At 71.9% G+C, this 25,946-nt stretch carries 22 protein-coding genes and 1 tRNA gene; 12 read left to right on the top strand and 11 right to left on the bottom strand.

Features of this window, described 5'->3' with window-relative positions:
- Window positions 1-37: 37 nt before the first annotated feature.
- A complete protein-coding gene (locus PJ985_RS21150; protein ID WP_271685467.1) occupies window positions 38-772 on the bottom strand; it encodes a VOC family protein in 735 nt (244 codons plus the stop codon).
- A gap of 534 nt (window positions 773-1,306) precedes the next feature.
- Window positions 1,307-1,924 carry a nucleoside/nucleotide kinase family protein gene (locus PJ985_RS21145; protein WP_271685466.1) on the bottom strand — a complete coding sequence of 206 codons (618 nt, stop codon included), beginning with the start codon at window positions 1,922-1,924 and terminating at the stop codon, window positions 1,307-1,309.
- Window positions 1,925-2,039: 115 nt separating this feature from the next.
- Between PJ985_RS21145 and PJ985_RS21140 the strand changes: the two genes are divergently transcribed.
- Together PJ985_RS21140 and PJ985_RS21135 are read left to right on the top strand one after the other, a co-directional pair.
- Window positions 2,040-3,248, top strand: coding sequence for a carboxylate-amine ligase (locus PJ985_RS21140; RefSeq protein ID WP_271685465.1), 1,209 nt, complete (start codon window positions 2,040-2,042; stop codon window positions 3,246-3,248).
- Window positions 3,245-4,288: an iron-containing redox enzyme family protein gene (locus tag PJ985_RS21135; protein ID WP_271685464.1), complete on the top strand. Its 1,044-nt coding sequence runs from the start codon at window positions 3,245-3,247 to the stop codon at window positions 4,286-4,288. The genes PJ985_RS21140 and PJ985_RS21135 overlap by 4 nt, the downstream gene beginning before the upstream one ends.
- On the opposite strand, the gene PJ985_RS21130 is transcribed toward PJ985_RS21135, so the two are convergent.
- The 5 genes from PJ985_RS21130 to PJ985_RS21110 all read right to left on the bottom strand — a co-directional run bounded on the left by PJ985_RS21130 (window position 4,263) and on the right by PJ985_RS21110 (window position 8,868).
- A complete protein-coding gene (locus PJ985_RS21130; protein ID WP_443033551.1) occupies window positions 4,263-4,610 on the bottom strand; it encodes a CDGSH iron-sulfur domain-containing protein in 348 nt (115 codons plus the stop codon). The genes PJ985_RS21135 and PJ985_RS21130 overlap by 26 nt on opposite strands.
- Window positions 4,594-5,247 carry a HemK2/MTQ2 family protein methyltransferase gene (locus tag PJ985_RS21125; protein ID WP_271685463.1) on the bottom strand — a complete coding sequence of 218 codons (654 nt, stop codon included), beginning with the start codon at window positions 5,245-5,247 and terminating at the stop codon, window positions 4,594-4,596. Before PJ985_RS21125 ends, PJ985_RS21130 begins: the two co-directional genes overlap by 17 nt.
- A gap of 388 nt (window positions 5,248-5,635) precedes the next feature.
- Window positions 5,636-6,484 carry a PmoA family protein gene (locus PJ985_RS21120; RefSeq protein ID WP_271685462.1) on the bottom strand — a complete coding sequence of 283 codons (849 nt, stop codon included), beginning with the start codon at window positions 6,482-6,484 and terminating at the stop codon, window positions 5,636-5,638.
- Window positions 6,481-7,524 carry a Gfo/Idh/MocA family protein gene (locus tag PJ985_RS21115; protein WP_271685461.1) on the bottom strand — a complete coding sequence of 348 codons (1,044 nt, stop codon included), beginning with the start codon at window positions 7,522-7,524 and terminating at the stop codon, window positions 6,481-6,483. Before PJ985_RS21115 ends, PJ985_RS21120 begins: the two co-directional genes overlap by 4 nt.
- Before the next feature lie 87 nt (window positions 7,525-7,611).
- Window positions 7,612-8,868, bottom strand: coding sequence for a glycoside hydrolase family 30 protein (locus PJ985_RS21110; RefSeq protein ID WP_271685460.1), 1,257 nt, complete (start codon window positions 8,866-8,868; stop codon window positions 7,612-7,614).
- Between the two features lie 426 nt (window positions 8,869-9,294).
- Between PJ985_RS21110 and PJ985_RS21105 the strand changes: the two genes are divergently transcribed.
- Genes PJ985_RS21105 through PJ985_RS21085 form a run of 5 tightly spaced genes read left to right on the top strand, consistent with a single transcriptional unit; the run spans window position 9,295 to window position 15,671 of the window.
- Window positions 9,295-11,274: an ABC transporter substrate-binding protein gene (locus PJ985_RS21105; RefSeq protein WP_271685459.1), complete on the top strand. Its 1,980-nt coding sequence runs from the start codon at window positions 9,295-9,297 to the stop codon at window positions 11,272-11,274.
- Between the two features lie 33 nt (window positions 11,275-11,307).
- Entirely contained in the window at window positions 11,308-12,312 is a 1,005-nt protein-coding gene (locus PJ985_RS21100; protein ID WP_271685458.1) for an ABC transporter permease, read from the top strand.
- A gap of 43 nt (window positions 12,313-12,355) precedes the next feature.
- Window positions 12,356-13,480 (top strand): ABC transporter permease, encoded by a 1,125-nt coding sequence (locus PJ985_RS21095; RefSeq protein ID WP_271685457.1) that lies wholly within the window; start codon window positions 12,356-12,358, stop codon window positions 13,478-13,480.
- A gap of 18 nt (window positions 13,481-13,498) precedes the next feature.
- Complete coding sequence (locus PJ985_RS21090) at window positions 13,499-14,656, top strand: ABC transporter ATP-binding protein (protein WP_271685456.1); 1,158 nt, start codon at window positions 13,499-13,501, stop codon at window positions 14,654-14,656.
- Window positions 14,649-15,671 carry an ABC transporter ATP-binding protein gene (locus PJ985_RS21085; RefSeq protein ID WP_271685455.1) on the top strand — a complete coding sequence of 341 codons (1,023 nt, stop codon included), beginning with the start codon at window positions 14,649-14,651 and terminating at the stop codon, window positions 15,669-15,671. The genes PJ985_RS21090 and PJ985_RS21085 overlap by 8 nt, the downstream gene beginning before the upstream one ends.
- A gap of 60 nt (window positions 15,672-15,731) precedes the next feature.
- On the opposite strand, the gene PJ985_RS21080 is transcribed toward PJ985_RS21085, so the two are convergent.
- Window positions 15,732-16,745 (bottom strand): LacI family DNA-binding transcriptional regulator, encoded by a 1,014-nt coding sequence (locus tag PJ985_RS21080; RefSeq protein ID WP_271685454.1) that lies wholly within the window; start codon window positions 16,743-16,745, stop codon window positions 15,732-15,734.
- Between the two features lie 249 nt (window positions 16,746-16,994).
- On the opposite strand from PJ985_RS21080, the gene PJ985_RS21075 reads away from it, so the two are divergent.
- On the top strand, window positions 16,995-18,209 hold the full coding sequence (locus PJ985_RS21075) for a DUF4032 domain-containing protein (RefSeq protein ID WP_271685453.1): 1,215 nt from the start codon (window positions 16,995-16,997) through the stop codon (window positions 18,207-18,209).
- Window positions 18,210-18,242: 33 nt separating this feature from the next.
- On the opposite strand, the gene PJ985_RS21070 is transcribed toward PJ985_RS21075, so the two are convergent.
- Entirely contained in the window at window positions 18,243-18,740 is a 498-nt protein-coding gene (locus PJ985_RS21070; protein ID WP_271685452.1) for a DUF5709 domain-containing protein, read from the bottom strand.
- A 188-nt stretch (window positions 18,741-18,928) separates the two neighbouring features.
- Between PJ985_RS21070 and PJ985_RS21065 the strand changes: the two genes are divergently transcribed.
- Window positions 18,929-19,357, top strand: coding sequence for a YchJ family protein (locus tag PJ985_RS21065; protein WP_271685451.1), 429 nt, complete (start codon window positions 18,929-18,931; stop codon window positions 19,355-19,357).
- Here the strand turns inward: PJ985_RS21065 and recQ are convergent, their stop codons facing one another.
- Window positions 19,358-21,391 (bottom strand): DNA helicase RecQ, encoded by a 2,034-nt coding sequence (gene recQ / locus PJ985_RS21060; protein ID WP_271685450.1) that lies wholly within the window; start codon window positions 21,389-21,391, stop codon window positions 19,358-19,360. It lies immediately after the preceding gene.
- A 75-nt stretch (window positions 21,392-21,466) separates the two neighbouring features.
- On the bottom strand, window positions 21,467-22,492 hold the full coding sequence (selD, locus tag PJ985_RS21055; protein WP_271685449.1) for a selenide, water dikinase SelD: 1,026 nt from the start codon (window positions 22,490-22,492) through the stop codon (window positions 21,467-21,469).
- Window positions 22,493-22,565: 73 nt separating this feature from the next.
- On the opposite strand from selD, the gene PJ985_RS21050 reads away from it, so the two are divergent.
- The 3 genes from PJ985_RS21050 to selB all read left to right on the top strand — a co-directional run bounded on the left by PJ985_RS21050 (window position 22,566) and on the right by selB (window position 25,924).
- Window positions 22,566-22,660 (top strand) — tRNA-Sec (locus tag PJ985_RS21050).
- A gap of 61 nt (window positions 22,661-22,721) precedes the next feature.
- Complete coding sequence (gene selA / locus PJ985_RS21045) at window positions 22,722-24,101, top strand: L-seryl-tRNA(Sec) selenium transferase (RefSeq protein ID WP_271685448.1); 1,380 nt, start codon at window positions 22,722-22,724, stop codon at window positions 24,099-24,101.
- On the top strand, window positions 24,092-25,924 hold the full coding sequence (selB, locus tag PJ985_RS21040; protein WP_271685447.1) for a selenocysteine-specific translation elongation factor: 1,833 nt from the start codon (window positions 24,092-24,094) through the stop codon (window positions 25,922-25,924). Before selA ends, selB begins: the two co-directional genes overlap by 10 nt.
- The last annotated feature ends 22 nt before the right edge of the window (window positions 25,925-25,946 follow it).

The following is a 25,946-nucleotide window of genomic DNA, read 5'->3' as shown; positions in this document are numbered from 1 at the left end:
CCCGGCGGTCGGGAGGAGACATGCGGCCCCGAGCGGGTCAGGGGATGTCCGCCACCACGGTGAAGCGGGCTCCGAAGGGGTCCTGCAGTTCAGCGACCCTGCCCAGCCAGGTGTCGTCCGGCGGCGCGATCACCCGCCCGCCCGCCCCGGTCGCCGATCCGGCGATGGCATCGGTGTCGGACACCCGGAAGTACACCTGCCAGAACGGCTGCCCCACGTCCCCTGCCCCCGGCACGTCGCCGGGCCGGGGACCGCGCAGTCCCGCGACGATGGACGACTCCGAGCGGACGAGGATCTCGTCGTTCTCGTAGGAGACGTCACAGGCCCCGGGCTCACCGGAGGCCCAGCCCAGCAGCCCTCCGTAGAACACCGCCGCGGTGAAGGGATCGGCGGTGTGCAGCTCCAGCCAGGCCGGCGCGCTGGCCCGTCCGATCTTCCAGCCCGGGGTCTCGGCTCCTTCCCAGAGGCCGAACACGGCACCGGTCAGGTCGGCGGCGAGCACCGCCCGACCGGGGCCGAACTTCAGCGGGCCCACCGCGAGCGTTCCCCCGCGTTCCTGCAGCCGGGACGCTGCCAGGTCCGCGCTGTCGACGTAGAAGTAGGGCGTCCAGGACACCGGCTGCCCCAGCCTGTGGGCAAGGGCTCCCAGGCCGGCCACCGGCGCCCCGTCGAGCATCGCCACCGAGAATTCCGGGCCGAGCGAACCCGGGCGGAAGGACCAGCCCAGTACGGAACCGTAGAAGTGCTGCGTCGCGTCCAGGTCGCGCGTCATCAGGTTGACCCAGCATGGTGCTCCGTGGACCGCAACCATGTGACCGGACCCTCGCTCTCGTCACCGGCTGAGCCGGTGACCGTCGCCCACCAGCTCTGTGATCACCACTGTGCCAGTCCGTACCCATGTGCACGGGTAGGCCCGCCCAGGTGCCCTTTCTGCTCTTTCGTGGCCACTTCTGCCCCGGAGAGGACCCGCGCCTGCCCGGGCGGGAGCGGAGGAGAACTCTCCGCCGTTCCCGCTCGCTGTGACACAGGTCTCAGCCCTGCTGCGGAACCCGGCGCTCCAGGGGCCCGTTGAGAGAGTCGGAGCAGGCGGTGAGCGAGCTGTGACTCCGGGCTGTGCCCGGGGTGCCCGGCCGGGAGCTGCCCGTCCTCCCCGTACCGGCCCCGGTCAGGTCTCCCCCGTCCTGGCCGGGGCCTTCTCCGCCGCCGTCCCCGGGCCCGCGCCCCCGGGAGCCGACTCGGCGCCCCCGCCGCCTTCTCCCGGACGCCCGTGGGCCGTCGGGCCGTCCGCCGCAGCGACCCGGGCGGGTCACAGCCCTGCGGCCAGGACCCGGTCGCAGCGGGAACGGCTGGCGGCCACCAGCGCGGCGTTGGGACGGTCGTTCATCTCCGCCCGGGCCCGGGCCGCAGCCGGGCCGAGGCCGGTGCCCGTGTGCCGGGCGAGCAGCCGGGCGTCCCGGAGGTCCTCGGGTGCGTCCACGTACCAGACCTCGGCCATCAGCGAGCGGGCCTCCCGCCAGCCGGGGGCGTCGAGAGCCAGATAGTTCCCCTCGGTGACCACCAGCCGGACAGCCGGGGCGACGTGATGCCGGGCGGCGACGGGTTCGTCGAGGCCGCGGTCGAAGTCCGGTACGTAGACCTCCCGGCCCGGCTCACTCGTGAGCCGGACCAGCAGCGCGGCGTACCCCCGGACGTCGAAGGTCGCTTCGGCTCCCTTCCGGGCCCGCAGACCCAGCCGGTCGAGCTGGACGTTGGAGAGGTGGAAACCGTCCAGGGGCACGTACGCGGCCAGGCCGTCGAGTGCGTCGACGAGAGCGCGGGCCAGCGTGGACTTGCCCGCTCCGGGAGGCCCGGCCAGCCCGAGGACCACGCGCTCCCCACGGCGCATCAGCATCCGGGCGTCGGAAACAAGGGCGGACAGGTCCATGCCCGAACTCTACGGAACGTCCCGGTGCGGGCCCCGGCTGCCCGGCGCACCACCGGCCCCGGCGGGCACCCGGCCGTACCGTTTCGGCATCCGCCGCGGGGGTACCCCGGCCGCTGTGTTCAGTGACGCACGGCCGGCGCCCGGAACCGCCACGTCAGGACTGACGATGGGGGTGGAGGAGGAGTTCCTCCTCCTCCACCCCCGCAGCGGGCTGCCCGCACCCGGCGCCACCGCCGTGCTGCGCCGGGCCCGCGAACAGGCCGGGCCCGCCGGCACCGGCCGGTTCCAGAGCGAGCTGTTCAGCACCCAGCTGGAGACCGCGACCGGTGTGTGCACCACGCTGGACGAGCTCGAGGCCCAGCTGACCGCTGCCCGGACACGGGCCGCGGCTGCCGCTGGGGCCGAGGGCCTCGCCCTGGTGGCGAGCGGCGGCCCCGCGGACACCGCCGGCCTTCCGGCCGTCAGTGACGAGGAGCGATTCGCGGCGATCACCGCGCTCTACGGCGGCGCGATGGCCGAGTACCAGATGTGCGGCTGTCACGTCCACGTCGGGGTACCGGACCGGGAGACCGCCGTGGCGGTGGTCAACCAGCTCGGCCGCTGGCTCCCGACGCTCCTCGCCCTCTCCGTCAACTCGCCCTTCCACCGGGGCCGTGACTCCGGCTACGGCAGCTGGCGGACACTGGAGCAGGCCCGCTTCCCGGGATCGGGCATCCCCCCGCACTTCGCCTCCGCTGCGGCCTACGACGCCACGGTGGACAGTCTGCAGGCATCCGGGGTGATCACCGACCCGGCGATGTCCTTCTGGCACGCCCGGCCCTCCCCGCACCTGCCGACCGTCGAGTTCCGCGCCGCGGACTCCGTGGGCACCGTGGGGGAGGCGGTGCTCCAGGCAGCGCTCGCACGGGCCCTGGTGCGCACCGCGCTCACCGAGCTCGCCGCCGGCCGGGAAGCGCCGCCCCTGGACGGTCAGGTGGCCGCCGCGGCGGTCTGGACGGCGGCCCGGGACGGTCTCACCGGCGTGGGGGTGGACCCGCTGACGCACGTGCGGATGCCCGCCCGGAGGCTGCTGCGCCTGCTGCTCAGCCATGTGGCCGACGCGCTGGAGGAGACCGGGGACACCCGCACGGTGCACGGGTTGCTCGGCACCGTCGCCCGCACCGGGACCGGGGCCGAGCGTCAGCGGGAATGGTGGCGCCGCGGCGGGCCGTGCGCGGTGGTGAAGCACCTCATCCGCCAGACCGATCCGGGCGGCGCGGCCGGCGCCCTCCCGGCCGCGCCGCCCGGTCAGCCGCTCGCCGCTCACAGGAGGAACAGCGCATGACAGCCGTGACTGCCGCGTCCACCGCACCGGGCCCCCCGGGGGCCGCCACGCTTCCGGAGCCCAGGGGACCGCTGAGCGCGGCGGTGTGCTCGGTGCTCGCCGGTGAGCTGTCCGCCACCGCCCTCCCGCCGGAAACGGCGGAGGGCGCCGACCCCTACGGCGAGGATCTCCAGCTGGCCCTCTACACCTGCTACGAGCTGCACTACCAGGGTTTTCGCGACGTCGATCCGGAATGGGAGTGGGACCTCGGGCTGCTGCGGCTGCGGGCCGGCATGGAACGCCGCTTCCTGGAGGCCCTGCGCGGGGACGTGCCCGGGGGGGACGACGTGACCGCCGAACTCGGGCAGCTGCTCACCGAGCCGGTGGACGGCGGTGGCCCCTCGCACCATCTGGCCGAGGGGGGCACGTGGTGGGAGATGCGCGAGTACCTGGCGCACCGTTCCGTGTACCACCTCAAGGAGGCCGACCCGCACGCATGGGTGATACCGCGACTGAGCGGGCAGGCCAAGGCTGCCCTGGTGGCGGTGGAGTTCGACGAGTTCGGCGGCGGCCGGGCCGAACGGGCACACTCCCGCCTGTTCGCCGACCTGCTCTCCGGAGCGGGACTCGACCCGGAGTATCTGACCTATCTGGACATCGTTCCGGCTCCGGCGCTGTCGCTGGTGAACCTCATGTCCCTGTGCGGGCTGCACCGCTCACTGCGCGGCGCGCTCGTCGGCCACTTCGCCGCGGCCGAAATCACCACCGCCCCCAGCGCCCGGCGCATGGCGAAGGCGCTGGAGCGGCTGGAGGCGCCGCCGCAGTGCGTGTTCTTCTACACCGAGCACATCGAGGCGGATGCCGTGCACGAGCAGGTGATGCGTCATGAGGTGCTCGGTGATCTGCTCCGTCGCGAACCCGGCCTCGCCCCCGACGTGGTGTTCGGGATCCAGGCCACCGAGCTGCTCGAGGCCCGGCTGGCCGACCGGCTGATGCACGCCTGGCAGCAGGGCGGAAGCAGCCTGCGCCGCCCGCTCAGCGGGCCGGCGGCCGGTCGCTGACCGTCCCCCCGGGCGGGGCGTCCGCCGTGCCGCTGGTCCCGTCGCCCGGCGCCCCGGTCTGCCGGGTGCGGCGCCGGTGGCTGGTGTCGCACCACGGGTGAAGGCGGCTGCGGCGGCAGGTGCAGAGCGCGACCATGAACCGTTCCGAGCGGACCGTCCGGCCGTCCTCCATCAGCACCTCCACGGGGCCCTGCACGAGAACCGGGCCCCCGGGCTCCAGCACGACGCGGCGGGCTTCGCCTCCGGCCGCAGGGCCGTCCTCGCGGGCGGCGTCCCCGGCCGGGGTGGGACGTCCGGCCCGCTCCTCACCCGGACCGGTCACCGCGGACCACCACCAGTTCCTCGGTGCGCTGCCCCGGGTCGATCAGACCCTGGGCCTCCAGCCAGTCCGCCCGCCCGCGGAGCACCGGGCCGAACGGCTGGAGGCGCCGCTGGGCCACCGACGCCTCCAGGCCCTGGCGGCGCAGCCGGTCCAGGGTGGCCTCCGTTCCGCACATCGCGGAGTGCACCAGGAGCATGGTGCCGCCCGGGGCCAGCAGCAGTCGCGCGCGGTCGCAGAGCGGGTCGAGCACCGCCCGTCCGTCCGGTCCGGCGTCCCAGGCCCGCGCCCTGCCACGGCGGGGCAGCTCAGGATCGGGGGAGGGGACATAGGGCGGGTTGGCCAGCACCACGTCGAAGGACCGGCCCAGCGCCTCGTCGACGCCGCCCCGGCGGGTACTGAGGGGCACCCGGCGCAGGAAGGCGTTGCAGCGGGTGGTGAGCACCGCCCAGGGGGAGGTGTCGTAGGCCCGTACCTCGTGCGCACCCATCCGCAGCGCCTCCAGGGCCAGCGCACCGCTGCCGGTGCACAGGTCCAGCACGCGTGCGCCAGGGGCCACCCCGGTCTCGGCGAGGGCGTCACTCAGAAGGGAGGTGTCACCCTGGGGTGCGTACACGCCCGGTGGTCTCAGCAGCAGCATGCGCTATGGGTCCCTCATCCGCCGCTGGTCAAACGTGGTGCCCGGGGGCCTTCACCGGTCCGGATGCGGGGTGACCACCGGTCTTGCCCGTCTGTCGGTGGGTATCCCGGGGCGACGGCACACCTGAGCGGGCAGGCAGCAGCGCGGCCATGGGAGGGACGGACGAGCCCCACGCCCGAACGGGATCCGAACGCTTCGCGGAGAGGGGCTCGGGCCGCCGGAGGTGATGTACCCGGCGACCCGAGTCGTTCCCGCCCCTCAGGAGCCCGCACCGACAGGCAGGACCGGCAGGTGGCGGTCATGTGCCGGGCGGGCGCCCGAAGGGCGGGCACCGGCCGTGGGGGGCCGCCGGGGGACAAGAAGTGAACCCCCGGCGGCGGCCGGTGGCTCAGGGGTGGTTCGCGATGTGCGCCTCCAGGCGTGCACGGTCCCAGGCGCCGTCCGCGACGACGAGCCGGTAGCTCCGCTCCAGGGTCTCCCCGGGGGCCAGCCGCACCGGTGTGAAGAACGCCAGCGAGGGGTTGACCGCGGCGAAGGGCTCGCTGCGCACGAACCAGCCGTCGGGGGAACTGCCGGCGGCGGGCCGGAACAGGAGGGTGGCGGAGCCGTCGACCTCGTCGTGCTTGCCGGTGAAGGCCAGCCACGACGCGGTGCGTCCCATCATCTCCGGGCCGCCCTGCTGGTCCGAGGCCAGCACGGTGCCGCCGGTGAAGGAACGCGGCCCGCGCCAGAAGAAGCCCGCGTAGCCGGCCATGTCCCGCCCGTTGGTGGTGGGGCTGCCGAACTCCAGTTCCTCGCCGCGCACGTTCCGCAGGGAACTGCGGAAGCCGAGAGTCCACCAGCCGTCACCGGGCTCCACGGTGAGCGTGCGGGTCTCATCGATCCAGTGCTCGCCGCCCTGCGTCCACCAGGTGAGCCGCTCGACGCCGGGTGAGAGCCATTCCTCGTGCCGCATCGTCCCGTTGTTGGGCAGATCCACGTACTCCTGGGTGGGATCGACGTACGTGCCGCCGCCCCAGAAGTTCTGGCCCGAGACCCAGGGCGCCGTCATCTGCACGCCCTTGTGCCAGGGGTGGTCGTGCGGGCGGTAGGCGCTGACAACGTCCCCGCGCAGCGTGCGCAGCGGGTGGATGTACGGCTTCGGGGCTTCGAAAACCGGTGTGTCGGGCCGGTAGACGTAGCGCATCACCTCCACCCCGTCGATGTCGGCGATCAGTTCGGTACCGGTGTCCTTCACAGCGTGAGGCCTCCGTTCATGCGGTCGTGGAAGGGGTGCTCGGAGGTCAGCTCGGAGCGCCGGACGGGCTGTCCGGTCAGCGCGGCGGCGTACAGGCCGGTGATCAGCTCAAGGGGGCGGCGGGCCTCCGTCCCGCTGACCGGCGGCCGCTCACCCCGCTCGTAGGCGTCCAGCAGGGCGCCGAGCTGGGCGGCGTGCGAGCTCGGGACGTCCTCCCCGGGCTGCCAGAGCGGGGAGGACGAGGTCCAGTCGGCGTTGCGGTAGCCGTACAGGTGGGACAGCTCCACGGTCGTGTCGGCGAAGTCGAACCGCAGGTAGCTCTCCTCCCGGGGGGAGAGCAGGCTGTTGACGACCGCCGCCATGGCTCCGTCGGCGAAGCGGACCATCGCCATGGAAACGTCTTCGGCCTCGACATCCCGGTCCAGGCGGCCGGCCATCGCCCGGATCTCGTCCCATTCGCCCAGCACCGACAGCAGGAGGTCGATCTGGTGGATGCCGTGGCCCATCGCCGGGCCGCCGCCCTCGGTGTCCCAGCGCCCCCGCCAGGGCACCTCGAAGTACTCCGGCGGCCGGTACCACATGGTGTGACACAGGGCCACCAGAGCGCGGCCCAGGGCACCCTTGTCCACGAGCTCCCGCAAGTGCCGGGCACCGGAGCCGAAACGGTGCTGGAAGACCACCGAGGCGTACGGTCCGCCCTCGCCCTCAGCCGCGGCGATGGCGTCGTACTCGGCCAGCGACAGGCACAGGGGCTTCTCGCACCACACCCACGCACCGGCCCGCAGGCAGGTGATCACCTGTTCGGCGTGCAGGAACGGGGGGGTGCAGACATGCACCAGGTCGGGCTGCTCGATGCGCAGCATCTCCTCCAGGTCGGTGTAGGAGGCGGGGACGCCGTGCTCGGAGCAGAACGCTTCGAGCCGGTCGGCGTCCACGTCGACCGCGGCCACCACCTGCGCCCGGTGCGCTTCGGCGGCCAGGGCGGGCAGGTGGCAGATTCCGGCGATGCCTCCGGTGCCGACGACGGCGACACGGATCATAAAGGGATGCTCCTTTTCGGGGGGCGGTTGCGGTGCTGTGGGCGGGAGCGGGCGGCGGGCCGCGCGCCCATGGGCCGGGGCGGTGGCCTAGGGCGGCGACACCAGGGTGGTGAGCGAGCGTGGAGCGAACCCGGCCTGGTCCCGCACTGCCTGACCGGGCGTCATGGCGCGCTCCTCGTCGGTGACGTACGCCTGCCCCTCGAACGGGAGCGTGGCGGTCACCGATTCGGTGGCGGAGTTGAGCACGACGACCGTCCGGCTGCCGTCGGCGTTGCGGAAGGCGGTGACCTTCAGCGCGGGATGGTCGCTGGAGGCGGCGGTCCGCACGGCACCGGGGCGGACGTGCCGGCTGTAGGAGGCCAGCGCCCACAGCCGCCGCGACACCCGGTAGGTGTCGCCCTCGATGCGTATCGGTGCCCTGGTCGGGCCGACCGAGGCGCCGAACCAGTAGAAGTAGCCGTTCACCTCGCCGAGCGTGAACGAGTCGTGGATCTGCTCGGCGACCGCGAAACCGTCGTAGCCGCTGCCGTCGTCCCAGCTCTCGTTCCATGTCTCGCCGTCCGGGGACCACTCCGACATCCAGGTGGGCCGGGACGTCGGGAGCGGTCCCCGGACGGGGGTGGCGTAGGGGTGGCCGGCATGCACGTCCACCAGTTCACGGGCCACCGCATGGGCTTCGATGGCCCGGGTGTACTCCTGGGCTCCGGACCAGCCGTAGGAGTCGCAGGCCACCAGCCGCAGTCCCTTGCTCCGGGCGTGCGGACCGATCACCGTGACGTAGTCGGCCGCCTCGGCCGGGGTGAAGCGCATGGACGCGTAGGAGATCGTCAGGTCCGGTTCGTTCGTGAAGGCCAGGTCGGTGACCGGAATCCCCGCCCTCCGGTAGTGGTCGGCATAGGCCAGCAGGTATCGGGCGTATGCCTCACGCCACTCCGGGAGCAGCGAGCCGCCGTCGGCGTCGCTCCCGTTGTCCTTCATGTAGCCCGGGGCGGACCATGCGTTGGCATAGAACCGCTCGATCCCGTAAGCCCGGGCCTCGTGGGCCAGCCACAGTTGCCCCCCGTCGTCGCCGTCCCACCGGTAGGCGGGAGGGGCGTCGGGGCCGCCCGGATTCTCCGGCTGATGGGATTTCATGTGGTCGTCCGAGTAGTCGGGTGAGGACCCGATTCCCAGCCGCAGCATGCTGAATCCCACGCCCTTGTCACGGCTCATCAGGAGATCGAGAACTTCACGGCGGGGCCCTTCCGGGAGTCCGCGCATGAGGCGCGCCCGCTGGAATGCCTCGCAGAATCCGAAGCCGTCGATCGACTGGAGACTCTCGTGCCCGAGGTCGATTCTGGTCACACGGCACCGCCCTGAAAGTCTTACGGAAAATCGTCGATAATTTTCGAACTGCAACCTAGGCCCCTTCAGGGGTCCGCGTCAACAGGTGGGTAAGCGCTTCCTGTCATGGGGGCACCGGCCGGACGTCAGTGAGTGTCAGGGAGCGAAGGTCCGGTCCGGTACAAATCGGCTGCGCATCGCACAGTGTGAGCGGCCGTCGGGTGCTGCCCTGTCAGGTTGGTTGCCTGTTGCGGTTGTCGCGGTGCCGCCAGGGCGCCACAAGGGCTCAGAAACTCTCTCGTGACGCAGGGGTTGACCCGCTATACGCGCCGTCGTAGCTTACCCCGGACCGAAATTGTTGGTGTTTCTTCGAAACTTTCAGCACTTCGGCAGGCGCTACCTGACCAGGCGAGAGGGGTCACCAGGATGACCGACACATCAGGTGGAATGACACGAAGAGTCCTGCTCCGCAACAGCGCCTTCCTGGCGCTCGTGACGACTTCGGCGAGCGGGTGCAGTCTGCTGTCCACCGATCCGGACCAGACGTCCGAAGGCGGCGGCGGAGGGGCGAAGGGCAAGGAAGCCCCGATGCTGGCCGAGCGGGTGAAGGCGGGCACGCTGCCCCCGGTCGAGGAACGGCTTCCGGCGGACCCGCTGGTCCTGGAGCCGACGGAGGGCATGGGCGCCTATGGAGGCACCTGGCGCTCCGCGGTCACGGGCGGTGCGGACGGGCCGTGGCTGCACCGGACCATCGGGTACGAGCCGCTGATGCGCTGGAGCAGGGACTGGACCACCCAGATACCCAACGTGGCGGAGTCGATCACGCCCAACGACGACGCCAGCGAGTACACCATCGCCCTGCGCCCCGGCATGCGGTGGTCCGACGGAGAGCCGCTGACCACCGCGGACGTCGAGTTCGGTTACCAGCACGTCACCCTCAACCGGGACTTGGTCCAGGGCCATCCCGAGACCCTGGCCCGCGGGGAGGACCCGGCGGAGCTCGAGATCGTCGACGAGCACACTTTCCTCATCCGCTTCACCGGGCCGAACGCCCTGTTCCTCCCCAACATGGCCCGCACCGTGGACGGTGACCGGCTGGTGGCCTACCCCCGGCACTACCTGGAGCAGTTCCACGCCGACTTCGCCGAGGACGCCGGCAGCAAGGCGCAGGCGGCGGGCTTCAACACCTGGGAGGAGTACTTCAACTCCCTGGGCAACGACTGGGGGGTGCTGTGGACCAACCCCGACCTGCCCAGCCTGAAGGCGTGGATCTGCACCGACCCGCTGGACCGGGGCAGCGTCGCCCGGTTCGAGCGCAATCCCTACTACTTCAAGACCGACCCCGAGGGCTCCCAGCTCCCGTACCTGGACGATGTCCGCTACGAGGTGGTCCCCGACCCGGAAACCATGCTCCTGCGGGCCCAGAACGGCGACTTCGATTTCCACAGCAGGCACTTCAACAGCCTGGAGAACCGCCCGGTACTGGCGGAGTCGCGGGAGAAGGGCGACTACCGCTTCATCGAGTTCGAGTCGACGTACAGCAACGAGATGGCCATCGCCCTCAACCTCAACCACGCGGACGAGGCCGTCCGCGAGGTCTACCAGCAGAAGGACTTCCGGGTCGCCCTGTCGCACGCCATCGACCGTCAGGAGCTCATCAACGCGGTCTGGCAGCGCCAGGGGGAGCCGTACCAGGTGGCACCCACACCGGAGTCGAGGTTCTACGACCAGGAGTTCGCCGAGCAGTACACGGAGCACGACCCCGAGCTGGCCGAAGACCTCCTGGACTCCCTGGGCTACGACAGCAGGGACAGCGACGGCTACCGGCTGCGCCCCGACGGCCAACGGATCTCCATCACCGTCGATGTTGCCGAGGACGCCCTGGTCACCGTCTGGGTGCAGGGCATGGAACAGGTCGCCCGGTACTGGGAGGCGGTCGGCATCCAGACCACCGTGAACCCCATGCCCCGGGAGAACTTCGAGGTACGGCTGGGCGACAACAAGCAGGACGCCAGCGTCTGGACGGGGGACGGCGGCCGGGGCGACGAGATCTCCTCGCCGCTGTGGTACTTCCCGCACTCCACGAACGCCGGTTCCGACTTCGCCCGGCACTGGGCGAACTGGTACCGCACCCGCGGCCAGGGACCCGACGCCGACACCGAGGAGCCGCCGGAGGTTCCTCGCCGGCAGATGGCGCTCTTCGACGAGCTGCTGTCCGAGCCCGACGAGGATGCCAGGGACGAGATCTTCCGCGAGATCCTCGCGCTCTCCAAGGAGCAGTTCTACGCCATCGGGACCGTCCGGGTGCCCGGCAGCTACGGCATCGTCAGCAACCGGCTGCAGAACGTCGGCGGTCCGCTGCCTGATTCCCCGACCTACAACACGCCCGCTCCGGCAGCCCCCGAGCAGTGGTACTTCGAAGGCTGACATGACAACGCGCACGTCAACGGGAGGCCGCCGTTGCTGAGCTATCTGGCACGGCGGCTCCTCTACACGATCCCCACCCTCCTCGCGGTGTCCGTGGTCATCTTCCTGATCATCAACCTGCCGCCCGGCGACTTCGTCACCTCCCTGGTGGCCTACCGCCGGCAACAGGGGCTGCAGGTCGGGGCAGAGGAGATAGCCCAGTACCGCGCCGCCTACGGACTGGACCAACCGATCTGGGTCCAGTACTGGTACTGGCTCTCCGGGATGCTCTTCCAGGGAGACCTGGGCATCTCCTTCGAGTACAACCGTCCGGTCACCGAACTGATCGGGGAGCGGCTGGCGGACACCGTCCTGCTCGCGACGGCCGCCCTGCTGTTCACGTGGGTGCTGGCCTTCCCCATCGGCATGTACGCCGCCGTCAAGCAGTACTCCGTCGGCGACTACGTGGCGACCACCATCGGATTCCTGGGCCTCGCCACCCCGAACTTCCTGCTCGCACTGGTCTTCATGTACCTGGGCTTCAAGTACTTCGACTACGTGCCCGCCGGGCTGTGCTCCGCGGAGTACTGCGACGCCGGATGGAACCTGGGCAAGCTCATCGACGCGCTCAAGCACCTCTGGCTGCCGGTCGTGGTCGTGGGCACCGCGGGCATGGCCGGCCTCATCCGCATCCTGCGCGCCAATCTGCTCGACGAACTGCGCAAGCCGTACGTGGTCGCGGCCAGGGCGCGCGGCGTCCCCGAACGCCGGCTGCTGGTGAAGTATCCGCTGCGGGTGGCGATGAACCCGTTCATCTCGACCGTCGGCTGGGTGCTGCCAGGGCTCTTCGCGGGCGACATCATCGTCGGCCAGCTCCTCGGCCTGCCCACCATCGGGCCGCTGCTGCTCAACGCCCTGCGGCAGCAGGACATGTACCTGGCCGGCTCGTTGATCATGGTGATCAGTGTGCTGACCGTGCTCGGCACGCTGGTGTCCGACCTCCTGCTCGCCTGGACCGACCCGAGGGTGCGCCTGAACCAGGGAGGGAACGCCACGTGACGACCAGCGAGCGCACCACCCGGTGCAAGACGGGGGAGACACCGTGACCCAGGTCCAACTGCCCGCGTCCGGTGAGCCGGACAGCGCGGAGGCCGGCAGCGGGCAGGCATCCGCCTCCCAGACCCGGCTGGTCTGGCGGAGCTTCCGCAGGCACAAGCTGGCCATGGCCGGCGCGGCGGCGACCCTGCTGTTCATCCTGGTCGTGGTCTTCGCCGAGTTCCTGGCTCCCTTCAGCACCGGGCGGCTGAACTCCGAGTACACCTACGCACCCCCGCAGACACCGCGCTTCAGTGTCTCCGACGGGCTCTACGTCTACGGGTACTCCTTCGAGCAGGACGAGGACCTCCGGATCCGCTACGAAGAGAACCGGGACGACAAGATCCCGCTGACCTTCTTCGCCAAGGGGGAGCCCTACAAGCTGCTCGGGGTCATCCCCAGTGAGCGTCATCTGATCGGCCCGAGCGACCCCGACGCGCCGATGTACCTCCTGGGCTCCGACCGGGTCGGGCGGGACCAGCTGTCCCGGCTGATCCATGCCACCCGGGTCTCCCTGTCGGTGGGGCTGGTCGGGGTGGCGTTCGCGTTCATGCTCGGCGTCGTGCTGGGCGGCATCTCCGGCTACTTCAGCGGCAGGGTGGACACGCTCATCCAGCGGTTCGTCGAGTTCGTGATGGCGGTGCCGACCCTGCCCCTCTGGCTGGGCATGACGGCCGCGATCCCGGTGGACATCGGGCCCGTCAAGAGATACTTCCTGATCAGTGTGATCCTCTCCCTCCTCGCCTGGACCAGTCTCGCCAGAGAAGTGCGCGGACGCTTCCTCATGCTGCGCCAGGAGGACTTCGTCACCTCGGCCTGGCTGGACGGAGCGAGCCGGAAACGGGTGATGTTCCGGCACATGCTTCCGTCGTTCACCAGCCATCTGATCGCGGCGCTGACCCTGTCCATCCCCGGCGTCATTCTGGCGGAGACCGCCCTGAGCTGGCTGGGCCTCGGCATGCGGCCACCGGTGGTCAGCCTGGGTGTCCTGCTGAACGACGCCACGTCGGTCCGGGTCATCGACCAGGCCCCCTGGCTGCTGCTGCCCGGTGCGCTCGTGGTGGTCGTGGTGCTGGCGCTCAACTTCGTCGGCGACGGACTGCGCGACGCCGCCGACCCCTATCGGACATGAGGAGCTGAGGTACCGGACATGCGGGACACCTCCCACGAAGAACAGGTGAGGGAGAGCGGCGGCCCGCCGCTCCTCGAAGTATCCGGCCTGCGCACGCACTTCACCACCAACGACGGAGTCGTCAAGGCGGTGGACGGCGTGGACCTGACCGTGCGCGCCGGCCGCACGGTCTGTGTGGTCGGCGAGTCGGGCTGCGGCAAGAGCGTCACCGCCCGCTCGGTCCTCGGGCTGGTGGACCGGCCCGGGGAGGTCGTCGGGGGCTCCGTCCTGTGGCGGGGCGGAGGGCGCGCGGAGCCGGTGGACCTGGCGAAGCTCGCACCGCACGGCGAGGCCGTCCGCCGGATCCGCGGGGCGGAGATCTCCATGGTCTTCCAGGAGCCGATGGCGTCGCTCTCACCGATGTACACCGTCGGTGACCAGCTGATGGAGACCATCAGGCTGCACATGCCGGTCAGCAAGGCCGAGGCACGCGAGCACGCGCTCGCGATGCTCCGCAAGGTGGGAATCCCCCAGCCGGAGCAGCGCATCGACTCCTACTCCTTCCAGCTGTCCGGCGGTATGTGCCAGCGCGTGATGATCGCCATCGCGCTCGCCTGCGGCCCCGACCTGCTGATCGCCGATGAGCCGACCACGGCTCTGGACGTGACGATCCAGGCGCGCATCCTCGACCTCCTCTCCGGCCTGCAGGAGAGCACCGGGATGTCGGTCGTGTTCATCACCCATGACCTGGGGGTGGTCGCCGAGATCGCCGACGAGGTGGTGGTGATGTACCTGGGGACGGTGGTCGAACGGGGCAGCGTCGACGAGATCTTCCACGACCCCAAGCATCCCTACACGCAGGCGCTGCTGGCCTCCGTACCCGCCATGGGGCACGGCCGGGGGCAGCGCCTGCACCAGATCCGGGGCCGCGTCCCGCACCCCTCGGAGCGGACCGCCGGCTGTCCCTTCAGCCCGCGGTGCGACAGCTCCGTCGCCGGGGTGTGCGACGTGTCCGAGCCACCGGAAGTGGCCTTCGGGGAAGGCCGCACCGTGCGGTGCGTACTGCACGGCAGCCACGGCCCCGGGGCAGACCTCCCGGAGGAACAGGCCCGGGAAGGGCTGCTGGCGGGCCAGGACACCGGCCACGACATGCCCCACGACGGGCCGGACGAGAGAGAGGTGGGATCCGGTGGCTGAGCAACCGGTACTGGACGTCCGCGGACTGCGCATGCAGTACCCCATCAGACGCGGCATGTTCGGCCGCACGGTCGGCCGGGTGCGGGCCGTCGACGGCGTCGACCTGTCCATCCGGCCGGGGGAGACCCTGGGACTGGTCGGCGAGTCCGGCTGCGGGAAGACCACCCTGGGCCGCTGCATCGTGCGCACCCTGACACCGACCTCCGGAGTGATCGACTACCGGGACGCAGCAGGCCGCACCGTGGACCTGGCAGCCCTGTCCACCCGTGACCTCCGCCCCTACCAGCAGGAGGTGCGGCTCGTCTTCCAGGACCCTTTCTCCTCGCTCAACCCCCGGATGACCCTGCTGGACATCATCGGCGACCCGCTGCGGAACAACCGGGTGGCGCAGGGCTCCGAACTGGAGCACCGGGTGGCCGAGATGCTTGACCTGGTCGGCCTGCCCCCGGGCTACATGCGCCGGTATCCGCACGCCTTCTCGGGAGGCGAACGGCAGCGGGTGAACATCGCCCGGGCGCTGATCATGCGGCCCCGCCTGGTCGTCGCCGACGAACCGGTCTCCGCCCTGGACGTATCGGTACGGGCCTCCATCCTCAACCTGCTGCGCGACCTGCAGGGGGAGCTTGACCTGACCTATCTGTTCATTTCGCACGACCTGTCGGTGGTGGAGAACATCTGCGACCGGGTCGCTGTCATGTACCTCGGCAGGATCGTGGAGATCGCGGAGACCGAGGAGCTGTACGGACGGCCCCGGCACCCCTACACCGAGGCGCTGCTGTCCGCCGTGCCCCGCCCCGATCCCCGGCTGCGCGGCGTGGGCCGGCGCCTGCGTCTCTCCGACGACCTGCCCGATCCGGCCGCCCCGCCCCCGGGCTGCACCTTCCACACCCGCTGCCACTACGTCAGAAAGGAGACCTGTGCCGTACCGGGAGGTGAACCGGAGCTGCTGAACATCTCCGGCACCCGCAGGTCGGCCTGCCACTTCGCCGGGGAACTGGACCTCGCGGGCGTCTAGCTTTCCCTTTTCGCCTCCGCTTCCGCCCGCACGGCCTCCCCGCCGAGCGGGCGGAAGCGGTCAGCCGCGCGGCGCGGCGGTGCTGTCCCGGACGACGAGCTCGGTGGCCAGTTCGACCCGGCTGGTCCCGGGCATCTCACCCCGGCCCAGGGCCAGCACGGTGCGGGTGGCGAGCGCGGCCATCTCCACCAGGGGCTGGCGGACGGTGGTCAGCGGCGGCCAGGCGGAGCGGGACAGCGGCAGATCGTCGAAGCCCACCACGCTGAGATCCTCCGGTACCCGCAGGCCGCGCTGCCGGGCCGCTTCGAACACGCCGAACGCCTGCAGATCGCTGCCCGCGAAGATGGCGGTCGGCGGGTCGTCCAGGGACAGCAGGGCGTGGCCGTGGTCGTGCCCGGAGTCCACCAGGAAGGTGCCGCGGCGGATGAGCTCGGGAGCCACCACCAGGCCCGTGGTCTCCAGGGCCGCGCGGTAGCCGTCGATGCGGGCCTGGCTGCAGAGCATGTCCGCCGGTCCGCTCACCATGCCGATCCGCCGGTGACCGAGCTCCAGCAGGTGGCGGGTGGCGGCCAGGCCGCCGTTCCAGTTCGTCGCGCCCACCGAGACCACCCCGGCCGCCGGCTCACCCTCGGGATCCACCACCACGAAGGGGAGCGACCGTGCGGCGAGCTGGGCCTGCACGGCACCCGACAACCGGGAGGCCACGATCACCACCCCGTCGGTGCGCCGGGCCGCGATCCGCTCCAGCCAGTCCCGGCCGGGGCCGGCGTGCGTGTGCAGCACGGAGATGACGACGCTGGCCCCCGCGTCGTGGGCAGCGCTCTCCGCGCCGCGGATGAGCTCCATGGCCCACGGGCTCTCGATCTCCGCGAACACGAGATCGATCAGGCCGGCCGGCTCGTCGTCCTGGCTGACCCGCCGCTGGTAGTTGTGTTTGTGCAGCATCTGCTCGACCCGTCGCCGGGTTTCGAGAGCCACTTCGGGACGACCGTTGATGACCTTGGAGACCGTCGGGATGGAAACCCCGGCCTCCTCGGCGATGAGGGCGATCGTCACCCGCCTCTTAGCTGCCATGGACGGGAGTTTAACCGAAAGGTTTCGGCCCGGATGCCTCGCGGCAGCATTGCGCCCCGGACTGTGTTCTCCACGCATCCGCGCACCTCTCCGAAGTGACACGGGCACCCTCCGTAGGACGAAAGCTTCGGTATTCAGCCGAAAATTTCAACCCATTCGGGCGGATGCGGGGGCGTTCCCGATCTTCCGCGCGGGGGCAGGACGGGGGGCAGCCGCTGGGCCGGGCAGCACCGGGCGCAGACTGGGCCCATGGAACTACAGATCACCGCGACGTCCCCGGAGCACCCGGCGACCCTCCTCGATCTGCCGTGGGACATCCCGCTGGTGGACTGGCCCGAGGAACACCTGGTCGCTCTCCCGCGCGGCATCTCCCGGCACGTCGTCCGCTTCGCTCGAGCGGGCGGCGAGGTGTTCGCCGTCAAGGAAGTCGCTGAATGGGCTGCCGTTCGGGAGTACGGGCTGCTGCGCGACCTCGACCGGCTCAGCGTGCCGGCCGTCGACCCGGTGGCAGTCGTCACCGGGCGGGCCGACTCCCGGGGCGAGCCGCTCGAACCGGTCCTGATCACCCGGCGGCTGAAAGGCTCGCAGCCGTACCGGTCGATGTTCGAGACGACGATGCGTCCCACCACGGTCAAGCGGTTGCTCGACGCACTCGCCGTGCTGCTGGTCCGCCTGCATCTGAGCGGTTTCGCCTGGGGTGACTGCTCGCTCTCCAACACCCTCTTCCGCCGCGACGCGGGCGCCTACGCGGCGTACCTGGTGGATGCCGAGACCGGCCAGATCCAGCCGACCCTCACGCGCGGGCAGCGTGAGTACGACCTCGAGGTCGCCCGGGTGAACATCGCCGGCGAGCTGATGGACCTGGAGGCCGGCGGCTCCCTGCACCCCTCCGTCAACCCGGTGCCCTTCGGTGAGGCAACGGTCGAACGGTACGGCGAGCTGTGGCACGAGCTGACCCGCACCTCCATCTATCCGCAGCAGAAGCGCCACTACATCGACCGGCGCATCCGGCGGCTGAACGATCTCGGCTTCGACGTCGCCGAGATGCAGATCCAGCGTTCCCCCGACGGCGACTCGGTCACCTTCCTCCCCAAGGTCGTCGACGCCGGTCACCACCAGCGTCAACTCCTGCGGCTCACCGGCCTGGACGCCGAGGAGAACCAGGCGCGCAGCCTGCTGAACGACCTCGAGCACTGGATGGCCACCCAGGACGACTACGCCCCGGGCGACCCCCTGGGGGCCCGCCCGGAGGTCCTGGCCCACCGCTGGGTCCGTGAGGTGTACCGGCCCGCGGTCCGGGCCCTGCCCAGGGAACTGATCGAGGCGGCCGACACCGCGCAGCTCTACCACGAATTGCTGGCACACCGCCTGCGCCTGTCCGAGCGGGCACACCACGACATAGGCATGGAGGCCACCATCGAGGACTACCTGCGCACCGCCCCCGCCCCGCCACCCGAGCCGTGAGCCCGGCCTCCGCGAAGGCCGGGCCCGTGGCTGTCACGGCCTGCGGCCCGGCGGGGGACCGGAGGTGAGGTCACTTTCGTCGTCCTCCGGGATCACGTGAACCGCTGCCTCCTCCGCCGACGCTGCCCCGCCGTCGATACCCACGTCCCGGGCGAACACGTCGTCGCCCCGGCCCGGAAACCCCTCGTCGGAGCCGACCAGCCGTCCCGACCGCTCGTCACCGGCTTCCTCGTCCACCGGCTCTCCGGCCATGCCCGGCTGGTCGCCGATCCCGTCGCCCTCGGTCTCCCCGACCTCGGGCATCTCCTCGGCCAGCCGCTGGTCGAGCGACTGGCCCTCCCGCTGCTCACGCGCCGTGGTGCCGTGACGGTTCACCGCGAGGGGCTTCTCGGGCGGTGAGTAGCCCTCGTCCAGCGTCCGGTCCATCCCCTGTCTGCCCAGCTCGTTCTCCAGGTCCGGGTCGTCGGGACGGTCCTGGCCGTCGGAGTCCATCGGCTGGTAGACCGCGTCACCCCTCGCCTCGTCGGACATGCTCGCCCACCTCCTTCGCGGTTACCGCAGGCCGCCCCGTTGTCGCCGGCGGCGCGGGCACCCGCGCCGGATGCGTCAGTGGCGCGCCCCGGGGGATTTCCCGCAGTTTCCTCCGTTTCGCTCACCGTACGGCTTCCCGGACCCGGCCGGGACAAACAACCGCCGGGGCGGGCGCGCACAATGTCGGGATGTCCCGTCGAAAGCCGCGCGCACGCGCACCGCGGAAGTTGCCCGACCCGAGCACCTGCATGTGCGGGCTCGCCGTCCCCTACGACGCCTGCTGCGGGCGGCTGCACCGGGGGCAGAGCACGGCCGCCACCCCGGAGCAACTGATGCGCTCCCGCTTCAGTGCCTTCGCCGTCCAGGACGAGGCCTACCTGCTCAGGAGCTGGCATCCCACGACCCGGCCGCCCGGCATCGACTTCGACCCCGCACTGCGCTGGCGGCGACTGGAGATCCTCGACAGCAGCGGCGGCAGCGCGTTCCACACCGAGGGGACAGTGGAGTTCCGGGCCCACTGGACCCGCCGCGGTCAGCCGGGCGCCCTGCACGAGAACAGCAGGTTCCTGCGTGCGGGCGCCGCCTGGCTGTACCTGGAGGGGAACGTCAGCGGCTGATCAGCCCTCCCCGGCCATCCACCGGGCGAACTCGGCATCCTGGCCGTCGTCCGGCCCGGGTCCGTCCTCCGGCCCGGGTCCTTCCCCTGGCTCGGGTCCTTCCCCCGGCTCCGGCACGGGCTCCGTTCCCGGTGTGGACCCCGCCGCCCCCGGGGCTGGGGCAGCCTCCGGCTCCGGGTGCGGCCCCGCTTCCCCGGCGAGCAGGTCGAGAATGCTCTGCCCGTACTTGGCGAGCTTGTTCTCACCCACCCCGTGCAGCGTGCCCAGCTCGGTCAGTGTCGCGGGCGTGGCGGTAGCGATCTCCCGCAGCGTCGCGTCGTGGAAGATGACATAGGCGGGCACGCCCTGCTCCGCCGCCGTCGCCGCGCGCCACGTCCGCAGCCGGTCGAACAGCGGAACCGCGGTCTCCGGAAGCTCTGCGGGGGCCGTCCGCCGTGCCCCGGAACCGGTCTTCGCACGCGCGGCCTTCACCGCCCGCTCGGGCTCCCGCCGCAGCGGCACCGGCAGCTCCCCCCGCAGCACCTCCGTGCTGCGGCCGGTGAGCACCAGAGTGCCGTACTCGCCCTCCACCGCCAGCAGCCCTTGGGCGAGCAACTGCCGCGCCACACCCCGCCATTCCAGCTCGCGCAGTTCCGCTCCGACGCCGAACACACTGAGCCCGTCGTGGTTGTGCTGGATGACCTTGGCGGACTTCTTGCCGACCAGGATGTCGATGATGTGGCCCGCGCCGAACTTCTGCCGCCGCTCCCGGTCCAGCCGCACCACGGTCGACAGCAGCTTCTGTGCGGCCACCGTGCCGTCCCACGTGGCCGGCGGTGTCAGACAGGTGTCGCAGTTTCCGCAGGCCGTGCCGGTCTGGCCGAAATAGGCCAGCAGCTGGGTCCTGCGGCATTCCACGGCCTCGCACAGGGCCAGCATCGCGTCCAGATGCGCGCCCAGCCGGCGCTGCTGCGCGGCATCCCCCGGCGAGCCGTCGATCAGTTTCCGCTGCTGCACCACGTCCTGGAGGCCGTAGGCCAGCCAGGCGGTGGAGGGCAGCCCGTCCCGCCCGGCGCGCCCCGTCTCCTGGTAGTAGCCCTCCACCGACTTGGGCAGGTCGAGATGGGCGACGAACCGCACGTCGGGTTTGTCGATGCCCATGCCGAAGGCGATGGTGGCCACCATCACCAGCCCGTCCTCGCGAAGGAACCGCGACTGGTGCCCGGCCCGGACCCGGCTGTCGAGCCCCGCGTGATACGGGAGCGCCGGAATGCCGTTGCGCACCAGGAACTCGGCAGTCTTCTCCACCGAGGAACGTGACAGGCAGTAGACGATGCCCGCATCCCCCGGGTGCTCCTCGCGCAGCAGCTCCAGCAGCTGCTTCTTCGGCTCCTGTTTGGGGACGATCCGGTACTGGATGTTCGGCCGGTCGAAGCTCGCCACGAAGTGCCGGGCGTCCTGCAGCCGAAGCCGGGAGGCGATCTCGGTGTGGGTCGCCTCGGTGGCAGTGGCCGTCAGCGCGATCCGCGGCACATCCGGCCAGCGCTCGTGCAGGGTGGACAGCATCAGATAGTCGGGCCGGAAGTCGTGGCCCCACTGGGCCACGCAGTGTGCCTCGTCGATCGCGAACAGCGCCAGGTCACCGCGCTCCAGCAGCCGCAGGGTCGCCTCCGAACGCAGCCGCTCCGGAGCCAGGTAGAGCAGATCCAGCTCCCCGGCGAGGAACTGCGCCTCCGTGACGCGCCGCTCGTCGAGGTCCTGCGAGGAGTTGAGGAATCCGGCGCGCACACCGAGTGTGCGCAGCGCCTCGACCTGGTCCTGCATCAGGGCGATCAGCGGGGAGACGACCACGCCGGTGCCCTTCCGGACCAGCGCGGGGATCTGGTAGCAGAGCGACTTGCCGCCTCCGGTGGGCATCAGGACCAGCGCGTCGCCCCCGTCCACCACGTGCTCCACGATGTCCTGCTGCTCACCGCGGAAAGTGCCGTAACCGAAGACTCGCTGCAGCACCTCCACGGCCTCGGTCGTCGCGGCACCGCTGTTCAGATCACCCATCGGGCCATCCTAGTGACGCGGCCGGACACCGCGGGACCGTTCCTCCGCGGCACCACGTTTCCGCGGGCCGGCAGGTCAGCGGATCAGCAGGGCATGCGGCCCGCGGGGGAGGATCCCGCCGATCACCGGGGCGCCGGGAACCTCGCCCGCCACCAGCAGACCACCGGAGGTCTGCGCGTCGGCCAGCAGCAGCGCCTCCTCCTCGGAAAGGCGCGACAGGTCGGCGTGCGGCCCCACCCACTCCAGGTTCCGTCGGGTGCCCCCGCTGATGTGGCCTTCCCGCAGCGCCTGCCGGGCCCCGTCCAGAACAGGCACGGCACCCGCGTCGATCGCCACCGTGACGCCGCCGGCCCGGGCGAGCTTCACAGCGTGGCCCAGCAGCCCGAAGCCCGTCACATCGGTCGCGCAGACAGCACCCGCGGCGACGGCGGCCTCCGCCGCCCCCCGGTTGAGCCGTGTCATCGCGTCCACGGCCTGCGGGAAGATCTCGCCCGTCGCCTTGTGCTTGCTGTTCAGCACCCCGATGCCCAGGGGCTTGGTCAGGGACAGGGGCACGCCGGGGATCCCGGCGTCGGCGCGCAGCATCCGGTCCGGGTCCACCAGTCCGGTGACCGCCATGCCGTACTTCGGCTCCGGATCGTCCACACTGTGGCCGCCCGCCACATGGCACCCGGCCGCCGCTGCCACCTCCGAGCCGCCACGCAACACCTCCCGGGCGAGCTCCAGGGGCAGCGCCCCCCGCGGCCAGGCCAGCAGATTGAGGGCCAGCAGCGGCTGCCCGCCCGTGGCGTAGACGTCCGAAAGGGCGTTGGCCGCCGCGATCCGACCCCAGTCGTAGGGATCGTCCACCATCGGGGTGAAGAAGTCGGTGGTGGCCAGGACCGCCAGACCGCGGTACGCGCCGCGGAGCCGGACGACGCCCGCGTCGTCACCCGGGTCGAGGCCGAGGAGCAGATCCCCGGCGGCGCCGGACACCGGAACCCCGGACCCCAGCCCCCGCAGCACCTCCTCCAGTTCGCCGGGCGGGAGCTTGCAGGCACAGCCACCGCCGTGCGCGTACTGGGTGAGCCGGACCGGTCCGGGCGAAGTGACGGTGTTCATGACGGGCATGATGCCCCGTCGTGGCGTATTCATCCTGTACAGACATGTTTGTCATGATGGGGCGCGAGCGCGGGGAGGCGTTTCCGGTCTGGTGACCGGCCCGGTCTTCAACACCGTGGAACGGCAGCAGCTGTCGTTGGCGGGTTCGATTCCCGTCCGCCTCCGCCATCCCGCCCGGTTCCGCTGCCCCGGCCGACGGGGCCGAAAGCCCAAGGACCGAAGAGGTGCCATGACGGATCCGCGCCGGCGCATCCCCCGTACCGACGCCGTGCTCGGTGAACCGCAGGTCGTCCACGCGGTCCGCACGCTGGGGCGCCCCCTTGTCAAGTCCGCCGTCAAGGAGGCCCAGCGGCGGTCCCGGGACGGCGAGATCGCCCCGGAGGAGGTGGTCGCTGCCGTGGTCGCCGGACTCCCGGAACGTGCGAGCAGCCTGCGGCCGGTGCTCAACGCCACCGGCGTTCTGGTGCACACCAACCTCGGCCGGGCACCGCTGTCCGCCGCCGCCCGGGACGCGGTGCTGGCCGCCACCGGCTGCACCGACGTCGAGCTCGACCTCGCCGAGGGCCGCCGGGGCCGCAGGGGGCGCGGGGCACTCGCCGCCCTCGCCGCGGCCGTCCCGGAGGCTGCCGCCGTGCACCTCGTCAACAACAACGCGGCCGCCCTGCTCCTCTGCGCACTTGCCCTGGCCGGCGGCCCCCGCCGGGAGATCGTCGTGAGCCGGGGCGAACTCGTCGAGATCGGGGACGGCTTCCGTATCCCCGAACTCCTGGCCGGCACCGGGGCGGTGCTGCGGGAGGTCGGCACCACCAATCGCACCGGAGTGCGGGACTACGCGGAGGCCATCGGCCCGCACACCGCCTTCCTGCTCCGGGTGCACCCCTCCAACTACCGGGTCACCGGCTTCACCGCGGCTCCCGGCCTGAGTGAACTGGCCGCCCTGGGACCCCCCGTGGTGGTGGACACCGGATCCGGCCTGTTGGCCCCGCACCCCCTCCTCCCGGAGGAGCCGGATGCCGCCACCGCCCTGCGCGACGGAGCCGCGCTGGTGACCGCCAGCGGCGACAAGCTGCTCGGCGGCCCGCAGGCGGGTCTGCTGCTCGGCGACGCGGAACTGATCGCCCTGCTGCGCAGACACCCGGCCGCCCGCGCCCTCCGGGTCGACAAACTGACCCTCGCCGCCCTGGAGGCAACCCTGCGCGGCCCCGGCACCCCCGTGGCCACCGCGCTGACCGCCGACCCCGCCGTCCTGCACGAACGGGCCGGCCGGCTCGCGGACCGGCTGTGCGCCGAGGGCGTACCGGCGGCCGCAACGGCCACCGAGGCGGTGGTGGGCGGTGGCGGAGCGCCGGGCGTCACACTTCCCAGCGCCGGGGTCGCGCTGCCCGCACGGTACGGCCCGCTGCTGCGCACCGGTACCCCCGCAGTGCTCGGCCGGATCGAACGGAACCGGTGTCTGCTGGACCTCCGGGCCCTTGCGGAGGACCAGGAGGACACGCTGCTGACGGCGGTCCTGGAAGCCCATCGTGCCCACCGCGCACGGGAGCAGCCCGGCCGTGGGGAAGCCGGGAAGGACGCCCCCGTCGGCGAAACGGACCGCCGATGCACGTGATCGCCACCGCCGGGCACGTCGACCACGGCAAGTCCACGCTGGTACGGCTGCTCACCGGGATGGAACCGGACCGCTGGGAGGAAGAGCGCCGCCGCGGCCTCACCATCGACCTCGGCTTCGGCTGGACCACCCTGCCCACCGGGGAGACGGTCGCCATCGTCGACGTCCCGGGTCATGAACGCTTCGTGCCCCACATGCTCGCCGGGGTCGGCCCCGCCCCGGCCGTGCTGTTCGTGGTGGCCGCCGACGAGGGGTGGATGCCGCAGTCCGAGGAGCACCTCGCGGCACTCGACGCGCTGGGCGTCCGCCACGGCCTGCTCGCGGTGACGCGCAGCGACCTGGCGGACCCGGCGCCCGCCGAGCGCGAGGCCCTGGCCCGGATCGCCGGCACCAGCCTCGGCCGGATCGGCTCGGTGGCGGTGAGCGGACGAACCGGCGACGGGCTCGGTCCTCTTCGGGCAGGGCTCTCCCGGCTGCTCGCCGAACTGCCGGCGACCGATCCGGAAGCCGATGTCCGGCTGTGGCTCGACCGCTCGTTCAGCATCGCCGGGGCAGGCACCGTGGTCACCGGCACCCTCACCGGCGGCACGCTGCGGGCCGGTGACGAACTGGAGGCGGCCTCCACCGGAACCGCCGTGCGGGTGCGCGGTCTGCAGATGCTCGGCCGGGAGGTCTCCACGGCCGGCCCGGTGGCCCGGGTGGCGGTCAACCTGCGCGGCGCCGGCCGGGACACACCGGTGCGCGGGGACGCCCTGCTGTCCCCCGGCCGGTGGCTGACCACCGAGGAGATCGACGTCGCCCTGCACGGCGGCGCCCTCGACGGGCCGGCGGACTCCCGGGACCTGCCGCCCGGTCCCGTGCTGCACATCGGCTCCGCCGCGGTCGCCGCCCGGCTCCGGCCGCTGGCCGGCCGCACCGCCCGCCTCCGGCTGTCCCGGCCGCTGCCGCTGCGCTTCGGCGACCGGGTGCTGCTGCGCGACCCGGGGCGGCACCGGATCGCAACCGGTGCCCTGGTGCTGGACATCCGGCCACCCCGGCTGCGCCGCCGCGGAGCGGCCCGCAGCCACGGAGCCGAGCTGGCCGCCCTGGCCGGGCCGGTACCGGATCCCGCGAGGGCCGCGGACGCGGTGCTGCGCCGGGAGCGGCTGATCACCGCCGCCGAACTGCGCGCCCGCGGGCTGCCGCCTTCCGGCGAAGCGGTGGGGGAGGGCTGGCTGGTGCACCCGTTCGCCTGGACGGAGCTGCAGGAGGAACTGCGGGCCGTGCTGGGCCGGTGGCAGGACGATCATCCGCTGGACCCGGGCGTCCCCGTCGAAGCAGTGCGCAAGCGCCTGCGGCTGCCCGCTCTGCGGGTGACGGAGCGACTTGCCGCGGACACCGGACTGGCCGTGGTGGCCGGAAGGGTGTGCGCCGCCGGGCGTACACCGGCGCTGCCCGCCCGTGTCGAGGCCGCGGTGGCAGAGCTGACCGCCGAGCTGTCCCGGAACCCGTTCGCGGCACCGGACGCGGACCGGCTGGCCCGGCTGAGACTGGGCCCGAAGGAGCTGGCGGCGGCGGTCCGCGCCGGCCGCCTGAGCAAGGTGGGCGACGGAGTCTTCCTGCTGCCGGGGGCCACGGAACGGGCCGCAGTGCGGCTCGCCGGGCTGCCCCAGCCGTTCACCCTCAGCCTGGCCAGGCAGGCGCTGGGTACCACCCGGCGGGTGGCTGTCCCGCTGATGGAGCTCCTGCACCGTGACGGGATCAGCGAACGGACGGCGGACGGCACCCACCGGATGCGGTCCGCAGGCCCCGACCGTACCGTGACGGAGGGGGACCGGCGGTGACGCGAGGCGTGAAGCGGGAGGT

It is taken from the genome of Streptomyces sp. ACA25 (assembly GCF_028200735.1).
GTDB lineage: Bacteria > Actinomycetota > Actinomycetes > Streptomycetales > Streptomycetaceae > Streptomyces.
This window is presented reverse-complemented; position numbering and strand designations above follow the sequence as displayed.

What these genes read in the sequence shown, in the direction of transcription:
- PJ985_RS21150 (WP_271685467.1), bottom strand. Translation starts at nt 772, where the DNA reads ATGACGCGCGACCTGGACGCGACGCAGCACTTCTACGGTTCCGTACTG.
- recQ (WP_271685450.1), bottom strand. Translation starts at nt 21,391, where the DNA reads ATGGGTGATCTGAACAGCGGTGCCGCGACGACCGAGGCCGTGGAGGTG.
- PJ985_RS21125 (WP_271685463.1), bottom strand. Translation starts at nt 5,247, where the DNA reads ATGCTGCTGCTGAGACCACCGGGCGTGTACGCACCCCAGGGTGACACC.
- PJ985_RS21070 (WP_271685452.1), bottom strand. Translation starts at nt 18,740, where the DNA reads ATGTCCGACGAGGCGAGGGGTGACGCGGTCTACCAGCCGATGGACTCC.
- PJ985_RS21135 (WP_271685464.1), top strand. Translation starts at nt 3,245, where the DNA reads ATGACAGCCGTGACTGCCGCGTCCACCGCACCGGGCCCCCCGGGGGCC.
- selB (WP_271685447.1), top strand. Translation starts at nt 24,092, where the DNA reads ATGCACGTGATCGCCACCGCCGGGCACGTCGACCACGGCAAGTCCACG.
- PJ985_RS21115 (WP_271685461.1), bottom strand. Translation starts at nt 7,524, where the DNA reads ATGATCCGTGTCGCCGTCGTCGGCACCGGAGGCATCGCCGGAATCTGC.
- PJ985_RS21075 (WP_271685453.1), top strand. Translation starts at nt 16,995, where the DNA reads ATGGAACTACAGATCACCGCGACGTCCCCGGAGCACCCGGCGACCCTC.
- PJ985_RS21080 (WP_271685454.1), bottom strand. Translation starts at nt 16,745, where the DNA reads ATGGCAGCTAAGAGGCGGGTGACGATCGCCCTCATCGCCGAGGAGGCC.
- PJ985_RS21065 (WP_271685451.1), top strand. Translation starts at nt 18,929, where the DNA reads ATGTCCCGTCGAAAGCCGCGCGCACGCGCACCGCGGAAGTTGCCCGAC.
- PJ985_RS21090 (WP_271685456.1), top strand. Translation starts at nt 13,499, where the DNA reads ATGCGGGACACCTCCCACGAAGAACAGGTGAGGGAGAGCGGCGGCCCG.
- selA (WP_271685448.1), top strand. Translation starts at nt 22,722, where the DNA reads ATGACGGATCCGCGCCGGCGCATCCCCCGTACCGACGCCGTGCTCGGT.
- PJ985_RS21105 (WP_271685459.1), top strand. Translation starts at nt 9,295, where the DNA reads ATGACACGAAGAGTCCTGCTCCGCAACAGCGCCTTCCTGGCGCTCGTG.
- PJ985_RS21145 (WP_271685466.1), bottom strand. Translation starts at nt 1,924, where the DNA reads ATGGACCTGTCCGCCCTTGTTTCCGACGCCCGGATGCTGATGCGCCGT.
- selD (WP_271685449.1), bottom strand. Translation starts at nt 22,492, where the DNA reads ATGAACACCGTCACTTCGCCCGGACCGGTCCGGCTCACCCAGTACGCG.